The sequence below is a fragment of the Ruegeria atlantica genome (assembly GCF_013032505.1).
GTDB lineage: Bacteria > Pseudomonadota > Alphaproteobacteria > Rhodobacterales > Rhodobacteraceae > Ruegeria > Ruegeria atlantica_F.
In genome coordinates, this window is the sequence record NZ_WQCG01000020.1 from 1 (window position 1) to 13,338 (window position 13,338).

The following is a 13,338-nucleotide window of genomic DNA, read 5'->3' on the forward strand; positions in this document are numbered from 1 at the left end:
TACCTCCCAACTCAACATGAAGATCGTAAAGTGGCGTGCGTTTCAATTCGGTCATGGCAGAGACCTTTCCTGAGACCTTGTCAAATATCGTCGCGTTGACCGCAACCTTTGCTGTATTCTGCCGCAATGTGACACCAAGGTTCCTAGGACTGTTCAGCAAGTCAACAGGCTTGAACCATCGCGTTTTAATCGAGCCGAGGCAACAGGTGCCGCAGATATGTGTATGCAGCCGCATGCAGTGATCTTGTATCCTATAGGAAACTTTTTTCCGTTAGGCAACACTGCGTGCAATGGGCGCATGTCAGTTTTCCTACGCGAATAGAAACAGCATCGCCATCAAACTGATTTTTGACCGCTTTCTGCCAAAGGGCTCTGGCACCGGCCCCGAACCTGCCCTAAGACTTCGCGCAAGAGGGGACGCGCGATGGCACATATCACACTGGTGCGTCACGGGCAGGCCAACACCGCCGCACGCGACGAAGCAAACTATGACAAGCTCAGCGAGCTGGGCCATCAGCAGGCACGTTGGTTAGGTGCGCATTTGCAAAACACTCAGGCGTTCTACCCACGTGTCTTTTGCGGAACGCTGTCGCGACACGTGGAGACCGCTGCCAGCATGGGACTGCCAGAACCCACCCGCGATCCGCGCCTCAATGAGATCGAATACTTCAACATTGCCAAACTATATGAAGAGCAGCACGGCGTTTCGATTCCAACGGACCGTGAAGGGTTCGTCGAACACTTGCCGCGAACTTTTGCCGCTTGGGCAAGAGGTGAGATCGAAGAGACCCCGGAAACCTTTGAGGAATTCGAAACACGTGTCTCGGACGCCTTGCGTGATATCGGAACCGACGGCGGACCAGCGATTGTCGTGACATCGGGCGGGTTGATTTCGATGGTGGTTCGGCAGGCGATGGGACTGGACATACAGGCGATGGCACGGGTTGCGCTTGCCATAATGAACACCTCAATGCATCGTCTGCACCCGATCGGTGCGCAGTTGAGCCCGGTACTGTTCAATGCAGTCCCGCATCTGGAAGCGCCCGACCGGCACTTCGCGCAGACGCATTTGTAATCCAGTTCCGGAGGTACTCTGATGCAGCTTTATTTTGCCCCCCGCACCATCTCGATCGCCGTTGCCATCGCATTGGAGGAAGCCGGCCTTGAATATGAAGCGGTCCGTCTGGATTTCGCCGAAGGGGAACAGACCAAACCGGCGTACAAACAAATCAATCCGAAAGGCCGTGTTCCCGCACTGGCGGTCGATGGCGGTATTCTGACTGAAACCGGCGCATTGCTGGAATACGTTGCCGCGGTTGCTCCGGACGCAGGTCTGGTCCCCGCTGATCCGGTCATGGCGGCCCGGATGCGCGAAGTGATGTATTATCTGGCTTCGACCATGCATGTGAACCACGCACACAAATTGCGAGGGGCTCGCTGGGCCGACAAAAAGGCCAGTTGGAAAGACATGACCGACAAGGTCGCGCAGACAATGACGGCGTCCTGTGAATACATTGTATCAAACGGTTTGCGCGGGCCCTTTGTGTTGGGCGATACGGTTTCACTGGCCGATGCGTATCTGTACGTGGTTTGCAGTTGGCTGGAAGGCGACGGTGTGGACGTGTCGGCCTTTCCCAAGATCCTCGCTTTCCGCGAGGCGATGGAGGCGCGCGCCTCGGTTCAGGCGGTGCGTGCCGCCGGGATGCTTTAAGTAAAGGACGACGCATGACACATCTCTGGGTCCGGGCAGAACAGCGCCCGAACGAAGAACGGGTTGGTTTGACCCCTGAAGGCGCGGCGTCCCTGATTGCGGCAGGCATCCGGGTAACCGTCGAGGAAAGCCATGCCCGCGCCATTCCGATTGACGGATACAAAGACGCAGGCTGCGAGATCGCGCTTGAGAATTCCTGGCCCGATGCGCCCCTTGATGCCATCATCTTTGGTCTCAAGGAGTTGCCCGAGGACGGCACTCCCCTGCCCCACCGCCACATCATGTTTGGCCACGCCTATAAGGGTCAGCATTCTGGCCGTGCCCTTTTGGACAGGTTCAAAGCGGGTGGCGGTACGCTCTATGACTTGGAGTATCTCGTAGACGAGAATGGCCGTCGTGTCGCAGCATTTGGCTACTGGGCTGGTTATGCTGGCGCAGCGGTTACCCTGAAGGCATGGGCGGCGCAGCAACGGAATGAGGAATGCCCGCCCGTTGGTGTGTATTCGGGCAAGGACGCGCTGAATGCTGAATTACTTGCAGAGTTGAACGCCACAGGTGCCAAACGCCCCCGCGCCATTGTGATCGGCGCGTTGGGACGGGTGGGCAAAGGCGCTGGCGATCTATGTGAGGCCATGGGTGTCAGCGTTACTAAATGGGACATGGCCGAAACCGCCAACGGCGGGCCTTTCCCCGAAATTCTGCAGCATGACCTGTTTCTGAACTGCATTTTTGCCCGCCCGGGCACCCCGATCTTTGTTCCGCGAGAGGCGCTGACCAGCCCGCGCAACCTCACCGCCATTGGTGATGTCGCCTGCGACCCGGACAGCGATTACAACCCGGTACCCGTTTACGACCGCGCCACCACGTGGGACGCCCCCGTCTTGCGCGTCGCGACGGATCCGGTGATGGATGTCATGGCAATCGACAATCTGCCCTCGATGTTGCCAGTCGAAAGCTCGGAAGACTATGGCGCGCAACTGCTGCCGACTCTGCTGACGCTGAAAGAGATCGAAAGCGGTGTTTGGGGTCGGGCGCAGGACGAGTTTCGCAAACATGTCTGAGCCGGTGCACGCATGGAACACTTGATCGGCGGTGCAGCAGCGGTTCTTGGCACGATCTGCTGGCTTCCCCAGACCCTGAAAACCTGGCGCAGCCGCGAAACCAAAGACCTGTCCCTGCCCGCAAATCTGCTGATCCTGTCGACACTGACGTTGTGGTTGGCCTACGGATTAATGATCGCCGCATGGCCCTTGATCCTAGGCAATGTGATATCGATCCTTCTTGTCGGAGCGATCGTGATCGCAAAATTGAAATTCGGCTAACCAGCCAAAAAGGAGCTTACGAATGACCATCCATTGGTGTGGTACCGGCCTTTCGGCCATCCCGGGTCTGCGCCGCCTGATTGAGGGCGGTCATAAAGTCACCGTCTGGAACCGGACTATCGAAAAAGCCAAGGCCGAGGTCGGAGACCTGACCGACGACATTCGTGCCTTTGACATCGACGCACTGGGCGCGGTGCTGGAAAAAGGCGACGTGATCGTCTCAATGCTGCCGGGCGATTGGCACGTGCCACTGGCGGAACTGGCCATCTCGAAGGAGGCCAATTTTGTCTCATCCTCTTACATCGCACCCGAGATGCGCGCGCTGGACGACAAGGCGCGCGCGGCCGGTGTGGCACTGGTCAACGAAGTTGGGCTGGACCCGGGCATCGACCACCTGATGGCACATGCCCTGATCGCTGACTATCGCGCATCGGACGCGTTTGATGCGAACAACCACCTGAGTTTCATCTCGTATTGCGGCGGCATTCCAAAAAACCCCAACCCGTTCCGGTACAAGTTCAGCTGGTCCCCGCTGGGTGTGCTCAAGGCGTTGCGTTCGCCGTCCAAGTCGATCCGCGACTATGCTCCGCTGGATGTCGCCCGCCCCTGGGATGCAATCAGCAGCTATGTTGCACCCCTGCCGACGCCGGAAAGCTTTGAAGTTTATCCGAACCGCGACTCGCTACCGTTCATGGAAGAATATCAGTTCGAGGATCACTGGACCGTTAAGGAATTCGTCCGCGGGACCCTGCGCCTGAATGGCTGGGCTGATGCGTGGTCGGACGTGTTCAGCGAGATCGAAACCCTGTCCGGACCCGAGGGCGACGCGCGCCTGAAAGAAATGTCTGACCAGTTCTGGGACGAAAACGCCTATGACGAGGGCGAACCGGACCGCGTGGTTCTGTGCGTAGGGCTGAAGGCCGATAAAGACGGAGTACCCGTCTGGCACAAAACCTATGTCATGGATGCCTGGGGCGACGCGCGTGGCACGGCAATGGCGCGCCTGGTGTCTATCCCTGTCTCGCTGGCGGTCGAAGCGGTCCTGAACCGTGCGATCGCCGTCGGTGTCCATGCGGCACCTAGCGACCCAAAACTGGTGCAAGGCTGGATGGCCGAGATCGACAAGCTGGCCCAGCATTTGCAGGTTGTGGATCACCTCGCGTAAGAAAAGCCACTCTGGCACGTCAGAGTGGCTTTGTTTCTCTTTTTCTCAATCGCCCGGCTTTCGCCAGCTTTTCAGATGTAGCGCTGAATCGTGTCGTCAATATCGCTGCGATTTATGCCCAGCTCTGACAATTCCTGATCGGAAAAGCTGTTCAGATACTGTGCAGCCCGAACGATTTCGGAACTGATCGCACGTATGCGCATAGCGCGGTCGAACAACAGCAGGGCACTATTCGTGGGGGGCAATTGCTTGCTGGGTGGGATGACATCAAACATAGGGTCTACCTCATAACTGGTTACGCGAGCGTGTTTTGGGCTGGCCCGTCGCTACTGCCGATAGGGTGCGCCGTGATAAACGCTTTGATAGGCGCGTTGCTTGATTTCAGCCCGAGGGACGCCGATGTCGCTCAGTTGGCGATCGTTTAGCGCCTCCAGGTCGTGGACTGTTTTGGCGAAAATCCTGCGGCGGAAGTGTTCGGTTCGGGCTTCTGCATAGTCCGCGAACAGCGTGGAAAAAACGTTGCGGTTCGGGGTAGTGGTCTGTGTCGCTTCCATGGTCTTCTCCTCCTGAATTTGGATTGCGGTTTTGGTGACAACTCAAATAAAGGAACCGGTTCTTAAGGAGAGAACACCGTTTCATTAAGCTCTGTTAACGAAACTTTCTGGGTGTGGTTTGAGGCGGAGGTTTGTAGCTTGGCAAGCTTTGGCCCAAGATGAACACAGGGTCGTTGGATGCGGAACAGGCGGTGTTCTGGCATCACCAGATTTGTTCGCTGTACAGCGCAAAGCATGGGCCGCTACGAATGCAGCGGCCCAGAGAATTTCCTAGCCCTCGTCCGGGTTCGGAACGATCAGTGTTGGGATATTTGACCGACGCAAGACACGTTTCGCCACCGTACCAAGGAAAGTGTGCGAAAAGCCGTGGTCATGTGCGCCAAGCACGATCAGATCGCACCCCATCTCGACCGAGCGCCGCAGGATCACTTCGGCCGGGTGCCCGTCGGTGACCTCGATCGAGGTCACCTGATCACGGATCTTGGCGTCTTCGCCTTCGAACTGCGCCCAGAACTTGGCTTGCCGCTCGGCCAACACCTTGCGCACCATCTCATGGCGCCGCTGGGCGGCGGTTTTGCGGGTCTCTTCGTTCAGGATGAACATGTCCATCGTGATCTTCGCGTCGTCGGACAGGGGTTCGTTCACATGCAGGACGTGAATTTCTGCCCCTGTTGCCATTGCAATGCTGGCAGCATTGCGCATGGCGTGACCCGAGTTCTCAGACAAGTCGGTCGCGAACAGGATATTTGTCACCATTTGTTTCATAACATTATCCTTTCAGGTCAGTAGCCCAACAGCCTGGGCAGCCATAGCGACAGCTCAGGGAAGAACGCAATGATAAAGATCGCGATGGTATTGGCCGCTGCAAAGGGCAAGGCACGCAGCGAGATCTGCTCGATCGTGATATTCGAAATACCCGATGCGATGAACAGGTTCTCACCCAGTGGCGGTGTCTGGAAACCGATGCCCAGCGTACAGACCATCACCACACCAAAGTGGATCGGGTCGATGCCAACCGAATAGGCCACCGGCAGCATCACCGGAACCAGGATCAGGATCGTGGCCAGCGTCTCCATGAACATTCCGACGAACAGCAGGAAGAAGATGATCAGCGCCCAAATCACATAGAGGTTGTCGGTAAAGCTGAGCATCGAGTCCGCGATGATCGCAGGGATCTGGTTTTCCACCAGAAGGCGGCCGAACACGGTTGCGGTGAACAGGATCAGCAGAACACGCCCCGTCAGCCATGTTGTGGCTTCAAGCGACTGGAACAGCGACTGCCAGGTAAGTTCACGGTAGATGACGACGCCAACGACCAGGGTATAGAAGATCGCGACAATCGCAGCCTCGGTCGGGGTGAAGAAACCGGTATAGATACCGCCCAGGATCACCAGTGGAGCCATCAGCGACCAGAACCCACGGTACATTTCGCAAGCCACGTGACGCATCGACCAGCCTTCGGCAACACCTTTGTATCCACGCTTTTTTGACATGAAATAGTTCAGGATCAGCAAGCTGGTGGCGATCAGGAAGGCCGGAACGAAACCCGCGATGAACAGTTTCGAGATCGAAACCGACTGAAAGGTCCCGAATTTCTCGACCGCTTCAACAGGCGGCGCCATACCGAGCGCGGCAATGCCGAAGATCACCATCGGGATGGAGGGAGGAATAATAATCCCGAGACCGCCAGAAGAAGCGGTAATCGCAGAGGCATAGCCGCGCTCATAGCCGCGGTCGATCATTGCTGGGATCATCAGCATCCCCACGGCCGCGGTTGTTGCCGGGCCCGAGCCCGAAATGGCGCCGAAGAACAGACAGGCCATAACCGTTGCAGCCGAAATACCGCCGGTGAATGGACCAGCCAAACTTTCAGCAACATTGATTAGACGTTTTGAAATCCCGGCGGCCTCCATAAGAGCCCCCGCCAGAATAAATGCAGGCAGCGCCATCAGTGGGAACGCACCCACCGAAGTAAAGGCAATCTGCACAAACTTGATCGGGTTCTCGCCCAGGTAAAGGAACGAGAACAGTGATGCCACACCCAGAGCAACCGTGATCGGTGCGCCAATGAGCAGCAGTAGAAGAAACGATCCAAATAGGATTGTGACGATTTCGGATTCCATTGTTATTCCTCCCTGCCTCAGTCGCGCTTGGCTGCTTCGGTGGCAGCTTTGATTTCATCAAGGTCGATCTGGTCAGGATCATGGATGTCTTCGCCTTTGATCAGGCGGCGATAGTTCACCTGAATGATGCGGAAGGTCATCAACGCAAAGGCCAGAGGCAGCACCATGTAGATATACTTCATCTCGATGCCCAGGGTCTGGGACTTCCAGAACTTGTTCATCTTGTTGAAGACAAAGTCTGTGGCCAGATACAGGAAGTAGACGTTGAAAAAGAGCCAGAAGAGATCGGCAAAGGCCTCGATATACTTGATGTAGCGGCTGGGTAGAAACTTGAACTGGAAGGTCACCCGGTTATGGGCGCCTTTCAGGGCCGCATAGCTGGCACCGAAATAGACGAACCAGACAAACATGTAGACCGACAGTTCCTCGATCCAGCTGATCGAAAACCCGAATACTTCGCGGGCGACGATCTGTGCGAATAGCAGACAGACGAAACCCGAAAGTAATATGCGGCAAATGATACTCTCTATATTATTGAATATTTTCCAGAACATCGCGCTTCACAACTCCCTGTATGTGAAAAGAGCGCCGAAGCGCTCTTTCCCTTATCGCTCTGCGGCGATTATTGCTGGACCGGGTCGCGGCCGATGGCTTCGAGAACTGTATTCAGTTTCTCGACGCCACCGATGGACTCGTAGAACTGCGGCCATACTGCACCGGTTGCCAGTTCGATGAACTCGGCCTCATCGTTCTCAGGATCGATGATTTCCATGCCTTTAGCGGTCAGCTCTTCCTTGATTGCAGCTTCAGAGTCACGCAAGAACTGAGCCGATGCCAGAGTTGCTTCCTGACCGGCTTCCAGAAGGATCTTCTGATCTTCTTCCGACAGACCCTGGAATACCGATTCCGAAACGATCAGCGGTTCGATCGAGAAGATGTAACGCAGGTTGGTTACGTGGTCCTGGACCTCGTAGAACTTCATTGCGTTGATGGTCAGGTATGGGTTGTCCTGACCGTCGACAACTTTGGTCTGCAGACCGGTGAAGGTTTCCGACCAAGCCATCGGCGTCGGGTTGATGCCCCAGGACTTGTAGGTTTCGATCATGATCTCGTTCTTGGGAACGCGGATGATCAGATCCTGAAGGTCAGCAACCGAGCTAACCGGCTTTTTCGAGTTGGTCAGACGGCGGAAACCCGTGTAGGTCCAGCCGATGATGCGCACGCCTGCGTCACGAATGGTGTTTTCCACCAGTTCCTGACCGATCGGGCCTTGGGTCAGCTTTTCAGCATCTTCCAGAGACAGGATCACATAAGGCAGAGTGAATACACCAACCGAAGGCGAGAACGGCGTGATGTTGTTGATCGCCAGCAGCGACATGTCCAGCGTGCCGATTGCGGCCTCGTTGACGGTGTCCTGCTCGGAACCCAGCTGACCGTTCAGGAACAGTGTAGCTGTGTGCTCGCCACCCGACTTTTCTTCGAGTGCCTTTACGAAAGCCAATCCAAGGGCTTCTTGAGCACTTCCCGCGCTGTCGCCGACGGCGATCTTGAAGTTCTTCGCGTCCGCTGCGCCCGCAACCATCAGGGCCGCGACCGAAACGGCAGCAGTCATGGTGCCAAGCTTTTTGATGAATGACATAGATGTCCTCCCAGTTTTATCAGGTTTCGAGGTGCGCGCTGACCTGGGGAGAGATGGCCAGTCCGATTCTACCTCGGCTTTTCCAGAGTAGCCGGTGAACTGTGTTTCTATGTTGCCATTCTTTGCGCGATAGGTTTCATATATATCAAACCTTGCGAGTTGGGAAGAATATGGTTGCCTCACGCCTCGGCGACAGCGACATCCGGTTGCTGCGCGTTTTCAAGACGGTTGTCGAAAGCGGCGGCCTGTCCGCTGCCGAAGTTGAGTTGAACATCGGCAAATCTACGATTTCCAAACATATTACCGATCTGGAATTGCGATTGGGCCTAAAACTATGCACCCGTGGGCCTGCCGGATTTGCCCTGACAGAAGACGGTGCCAAGGTGCTGCAAGCGGCAGATCACTTGCTTGTTTCTGTGTCGCAATTTCGGAACGAAGTGAACGAGATTAAGGAACAACTTGGGGGAACAATCCGCGTTTCGCTGTTTGATCAATGTGCGTCAAACCCAGATTCTCGCCTTGCCCGCGCCATTCATCGTTTTAACGAAGCCGCCCCGTCAGTGCAGATCGAGTTATCCCTTGAGCCGCCGAACGTGATTGAAACCATGGTTATAAGTGGCCAGCTTGACATTGGAATTATCGCGCTGCATCGCCCTTCGACAAGCCTCAACTACGCGCCCTTGTATGGCGAGAACATGTTCCTGTATTGCGGCCGGGAACACCCCCTATTCGATGTACCAGACCGACGACTGAGGACGAGCGACTTGCTCAGATACAATTATGTTGGGCTCAGCGTGAACTCTCCGAACCTTATTGTTGGTCAACAGTTGGGCTTTCGACGGTCAGCAAAAGTTCAAAGCGAGCAGGCGCTGGCTATACTTGTTCTGTCGGGGCGATACATCGGTTATTTACCTGACCACCTTGCGCAGGACTTTGTAGATCAGGGAAAGATGCGAATGGTGCTGCCGGGCGAAACGCAATACCGAACCCGGTTTGCAGCCGTGACCAGAAAGCAACCTGAACCGACGCGAGTGACCAAACTGTTTCTGGAAGTATTGCAGAGCGAACATTCGAAACCCTGACAACTTCTCGGCCAACACAATTCATGCCGGTTGTGGTCGAGGCGCACCTATTCAGTTCCTATCAGCACTGAAACGCAAGGTTGGGGTGGCGTTTTTGGTACCGCCAAAAACTTGTGACTTTCCGCCACATCACTAGCGTTTGCCTTCCTCTCACTTACATGTGCGGCATCAAAATGAGGCGGACACATGATAGACGACGACCCCCAACCCGTTGGGTACTATGACGCGCACGACATATGGACACTGGACCCAACGCCTGCGGATCAGCTGGTCTACAATGCTTTTGCAACTGGCGTTGTTGATCTTCTACAGGTGTTGGATGACAACAAATCCATGATGTCCCGGGACGTTTACGCAAGACTGTTCGCCGCGCTTTTGGGTCTGTCCCGAACTCTGGGAGAATACGAAGATGGCTGGAGGCCCGACTAAACGACGGCTGCCCAAATAGCCCGATCGTCGCAGCACAGCACGAGGCGGCGGTTCAGGCACCGCCTCGCGCCATTGGAATAGTTAACTTGCGGTTACGTTCTCAAGAGCGTTCAGCAGAGTGTTCAGGTTGTGCTGGAACATCGCGAGATAGCTGGTGGCCGGTCCACCTCGTTCGGACAAGGCGTCCGAGAACAGCCGACCGCCAATCACGATGCCCGTTTCATCCGAAATTTGCTGGACCAAAGTAGGGCTGGTGATGTTTTCAACGAACAGCGCCGCAGCACCTTCCGCCTTCAATTGATCAATCAGGATAGCAAGATCCTTCGCCGATGGCTCTGCCTCGGTGTCGATGCCAACCGGTGCAAGGAACGTCAGGCCATAGGCGTCTGCAAGATATCCAAACGCATCATGCGCGGTCACCACCGTACGGCGATTAGCGGGCAGGTCTGCCAGCTTGACCTTGGTTTCGGCGTCCAATGCCTCAAGCTGAGCAATATAGGCGGTAGCGTTGGCTTCGATCTCATCGGCGTGCTCGGGCATCGCCTCTTTCATCACATCAGCGACATTGGTCACGTAAATCTTGCCGTTCGAAAGTGAATTCCACGCGTGCGGGTCAATTGCACCGTCAACTTTCACTGGTGTGATACCGTCAGTGGCAATGTGCACGGTGGCCTCTGTGCCTGATTCAGCGATCAAGGTATCTGACCACGTCTCAAACCCCAGACCGTTGACAAAGATGATATCCGCTTGCGCAACGGCCTTCGCGTCTGCAACCGACGGCTGATAGACATGTGCATCTGCATCCGGGCCCACGATTGTCGTAACCGTGGCCAGGTCGCCCACGACCTCTTCGACCATGTCGCCGAGGATTGAAAAGCTGGCGGCGATCTTGACGTCGTCTTCGGCTGCGACGGCTGGCAACGCCGCGACGGCAAACGACACAGAGGCGATGCCGGTATAGAGGGACTTCATAAGAGTCATTGCGCTCTCTCTTCTTGTTGAATTTGGGAAATGGGGATGTCTTTAGAAACAGACGGCTTGCTCAACCGTCTGCCAAAACCAAGCGGACCAAAAATGGCCGAGATCAGGAAGAACCCACCCGCAACCAAAACGATCGCAGGGCCGGACGGAGTGTCCGGGAACAGATAGGACAGGGTCAGCCCGATCCAGCAGCTGGACAGGGCAAACACAAAGCCCAGAACCAGTTGCCCTGTAATCGTACTGGCCCAATAGCGTGCCGCTGTTGCAGGCAGGATCATCAGGCCAACGGCCATCAATGTTCCCAGTGTCTTGAACGCCGCCAACAGGTTCAGAACCAACAGCAGCATGAAACCCTGATCAACCAACCACGGCCGGCGCGTCTGAGTTTCGAAGAAAACCGGATCACAGGTACTGACAATCAGCGGGCGCAGCAGAATGGCAAAGGCCAGCAAGGTTACCGTCGCCACCCCTCCGACAAGGATCATTGACGCATCGTCGATCCCCAGGATGGACCCAAACAGAAAGCTTTTTAGCGGAACAGCAGAACCGGCAGCAGACAAGATAAAGATACCCACCGCCAACGCGATCAGATACAGCGAGGCAAGGCTTGCGTCACTTCGCAAAATCGTCCGGCGCGCCAAAAATGCGGTCAGAATAGCGACGCCAACACCTGCGATCAGCCCTCCGACCAGCAGCGACATGACCGAGAGGCCCGCCGTGACAAAGCCGATAACGATGCCCGGGGTGATCGCATGCGCCATGGCCTCTCCGGCCAACGACAATCGGCGCAAAACAAGAAACGCCCCCACCGGCGCGACCGAGGCCGACAGGACCGTGGTCGCCACGAACGCGCGGCGCATGAAAGCAAAGCTCCACATTTCTGCGATCAGATCATACATTAGCGTGCTCCGCTGTAGTTTGGGGGCCACGGAACATCCAGGATGCCTGGCTTTCCGAGAGGTAGCCTTGCGCGACCAGCCGGTCCGGCGTCAAAACTTCATTCACCGTTCCGTGGGTCGCCTCTTGACCGCCCAAAAGCAGCGCATGGCTGCAATGGTCCAGGACCGAGGAAAGATCGTGCACCACCAACACCACCGCGCGCCCCTCATCACGCCACCGGCGGATAATCGACAGCAAATGCGCCTCGGTGCTTTGATCGACTGCAGCAAAGGGTTCATCCAATAGGATCAGCGGCGCGTCCTGCATGATCACCCGCGCGAAGAGCGCACGCTGCAACTGCCCACCCGACAGCATGTGCAGCGGTCTGTCGGCGATATCTAAAACTCCAGCCTCATCTAATGCGGCTGCCATCCGATCGCGCGCAGCCGCATTCAGACCGGATCGATAGCCGAACCCGTGCCAGGCCCCCATCGCTGCAAGATCCCTGACACGAATGGGAAAACGGCGATCGAATTCGGTCATCTGCGCCAGATACCCAATGTCACGAGGGCGACCTTGCGGCCAATGCAGGGTGCCCGAAAGCGGATCCATCAAGCCCAGTAGCATTTTTACAAATGTGCTTTTGCCCGACCCATTCGCTCCAAGCACGGCCAAGGTTGTTCCCGCCGAGATATCCATAGACAAGCGATGAAACAACGACAGGTCGCGGTAGCCCAAGGTCAGGTCACGGATTTGTAAGACTGCCGACATCAAATCACCGCGTAAATTGCCAGCCACAAGAGCGCCGATAGCGCCAGAGCACCTAAGACCAGCACCGGAACGCTAAATTCTGTCAGACATTTACCCCTTTGGGTGTCAGCTTTTTGCAATGACAAAGGCAACGCCTCCTGTGTTCGGACAGGGGCAAAGCGAGTGCAAAGTCGTGCACGGTACGAACCGCGTGAAACATTGTCATCTCCCTCTGGGACACCCCGCCCAGGTTCAAAAAAATTCGGATGGCAGGTCTCCTGACTTGCGGGTCAACGCTATCCCGATCCTTCCCAGGCAATTGCCCAGTGGACGATCTCGGGTCGCTCGCCGCCTACAGTTGCGGGGGCAGTCACGGAATTGGCTTTTTAAAGAACCGCACCGTATTCCCTTTTCTCCCAAACCGCTGAACACAGCCGGGAACCATCGCGACGACAAAATACGAAACAGTTTGATTCGACAAGACTGGGAATACAGTGACTACAGCAATTCGGTCCAACCACCGGTCGCCAATTAAATTCAGCCATTTGGCGCGATGGGTATGAGCAGGCCGTATTTGTTTCACGGAAACCAGTCGGAAACATAGTTTCTCATGGCGTCAAGCGTCAGAATCCCACCGGCATATTTTATGTTTTGATTTGATTGTTTTATTCGATTTGGTTGCGGGAGTAGGATTTGAACCTAC

General features: G+C 55.9%; 17 protein-coding genes and 1 riboswitch. Of the genes, 7 read left to right on the forward strand and 10 right to left on the reverse strand.

The features are described from left to right. Positions 1–235, reverse strand: a 235-nt coding sequence (locus GOW92_RS24820) for a hypothetical protein (RefSeq protein WP_217356590.1), incomplete at its 3' end; no start/stop codon positions are given. A gap of 189 nt (positions 236–424) precedes the next feature. On the opposite strand from GOW92_RS24820, the gene GOW92_RS24405 reads away from it, so the two are divergent. Genes GOW92_RS24405 through GOW92_RS24425 form a run of 5 tightly spaced genes read left to right on the forward strand, consistent with a single transcriptional unit; the run spans position 425 to position 4,198 of the window. Beyond that, complete coding sequence (locus tag GOW92_RS24405; protein ID WP_170566389.1) at positions 425–1,075, forward strand: histidine phosphatase family protein; 651 nt, start codon at positions 425–427, stop codon at positions 1,073–1,075. 21 nt (positions 1,076–1,096) lie between these two features. Next, positions 1,097–1,711: a glutathione S-transferase family protein gene (locus GOW92_RS24410; RefSeq protein WP_170566392.1), complete on the forward strand. Its 615-nt coding sequence runs from the start codon at positions 1,097–1,099 to the stop codon at positions 1,709–1,711. Positions 1,712–1,725: 14 nt separating this feature from the next. After that, a complete protein-coding gene (locus GOW92_RS24415) occupies positions 1,726–2,772 on the forward strand; it encodes a saccharopine dehydrogenase (protein ID WP_170566395.1) in 1,047 nt (348 codons plus the stop codon). Between the two features lie 12 nt (positions 2,773–2,784). Next, a complete protein-coding gene (locus GOW92_RS24420; RefSeq protein WP_109310859.1) occupies positions 2,785–3,033 on the forward strand; it encodes a SemiSWEET family sugar transporter in 249 nt (82 codons plus the stop codon). A 22-nt stretch (positions 3,034–3,055) separates the two neighbouring features. Next, entirely contained in the window at positions 3,056–4,198 is a 1,143-nt protein-coding gene (locus GOW92_RS24425) for a saccharopine dehydrogenase family protein (protein ID WP_170566397.1), read from the forward strand. A 71-nt stretch (positions 4,199–4,269) separates the two neighbouring features. Here GOW92_RS24425 and GOW92_RS24430 read toward each other — a convergent pair whose 3' ends face one another. The 6 genes from GOW92_RS24430 to GOW92_RS24455 form a co-directional block, all read right to left on the reverse strand. Further along, the gene (locus GOW92_RS24430; RefSeq protein ID WP_170566399.1) at positions 4,270–4,473 is read right to left on the reverse strand and encodes a DUF1127 domain-containing protein; all 204 of its coding nucleotides are present in this window, start codon (positions 4,471–4,473) and stop codon (positions 4,270–4,272) included. 51 nt (positions 4,474–4,524) lie between these two features. Then, positions 4,525–4,752: a DUF1127 domain-containing protein gene (locus GOW92_RS24435; protein WP_170566402.1), complete on the reverse strand. Its 228-nt coding sequence runs from the start codon at positions 4,750–4,752 to the stop codon at positions 4,525–4,527. 270 nt (positions 4,753–5,022) lie between these two features. Next, positions 5,023–5,517, reverse strand: a complete 495-nt coding sequence (locus GOW92_RS24440; RefSeq protein ID WP_170566405.1) for a universal stress protein — start codon at positions 5,515–5,517, stop codon at positions 5,023–5,025. Between the two features lie 17 nt (positions 5,518–5,534). Further along, the gene (locus GOW92_RS24445) at positions 5,535–6,875 is read right to left on the reverse strand and encodes a TRAP transporter large permease (RefSeq protein ID WP_170566409.1); all 1,341 of its coding nucleotides are present in this window, start codon (positions 6,873–6,875) and stop codon (positions 5,535–5,537) included. 17 nt (positions 6,876–6,892) lie between these two features. Continuing rightward, the gene (locus GOW92_RS24450; RefSeq protein WP_170566412.1) at positions 6,893–7,429 is read right to left on the reverse strand and encodes a TRAP transporter small permease; all 537 of its coding nucleotides are present in this window, start codon (positions 7,427–7,429) and stop codon (positions 6,893–6,895) included. A 68-nt stretch (positions 7,430–7,497) separates the two neighbouring features. After that, a complete protein-coding gene (locus GOW92_RS24455; protein WP_170566415.1) occupies positions 7,498–8,514 on the reverse strand; it encodes a TRAP transporter substrate-binding protein in 1,017 nt (338 codons plus the stop codon). A 170-nt stretch (positions 8,515–8,684) separates the two neighbouring features. On the opposite strand from GOW92_RS24455, the gene GOW92_RS24460 reads away from it, so the two are divergent. Together GOW92_RS24460 and GOW92_RS24465 are read left to right on the forward strand one after the other, a co-directional pair. Beyond that, positions 8,685–9,596: a LysR family transcriptional regulator gene (locus tag GOW92_RS24460; RefSeq protein WP_170566418.1), complete on the forward strand. Its 912-nt coding sequence runs from the start codon at positions 8,685–8,687 to the stop codon at positions 9,594–9,596. A gap of 186 nt (positions 9,597–9,782) precedes the next feature. Then, positions 9,783–10,025 (forward strand): hypothetical protein, encoded by a 243-nt coding sequence (locus GOW92_RS24465; RefSeq protein ID WP_170566421.1) that lies wholly within the window; start codon positions 9,783–9,785, stop codon positions 10,023–10,025. An 81-nt stretch (positions 10,026–10,106) separates the two neighbouring features. Here GOW92_RS24465 and GOW92_RS24470 read toward each other — a convergent pair whose 3' ends face one another. The 3 genes from GOW92_RS24470 to GOW92_RS24480 are packed head-to-tail and all read right to left on the reverse strand — an operon-like array spanning position 10,107 to position 12,656. Beyond that, positions 10,107–11,006: a metal ABC transporter solute-binding protein, Zn/Mn family gene (locus GOW92_RS24470; RefSeq protein ID WP_170566424.1), complete on the reverse strand. Its 900-nt coding sequence runs from the start codon at positions 11,004–11,006 to the stop codon at positions 10,107–10,109. Beyond that, a complete protein-coding gene (locus GOW92_RS24475) occupies positions 11,003–11,905 on the reverse strand; it encodes a metal ABC transporter permease (RefSeq protein WP_217356591.1) in 903 nt (300 codons plus the stop codon). Before GOW92_RS24475 ends, GOW92_RS24470 begins: the two co-directional genes overlap by 4 nt. After that, positions 11,898–12,656, reverse strand: coding sequence for a metal ABC transporter ATP-binding protein (locus GOW92_RS24480; protein ID WP_170566427.1), 759 nt, complete (start codon positions 12,654–12,656; stop codon positions 11,898–11,900). Before GOW92_RS24480 ends, GOW92_RS24475 begins: the two co-directional genes overlap by 8 nt. Positions 12,657–12,886: 230 nt before the next feature. Then, a riboswitch (cobalamin riboswitch) is annotated at positions 12,887–13,096 on the reverse strand. Positions 13,097–13,338: the final 242 nt, after the last annotated feature.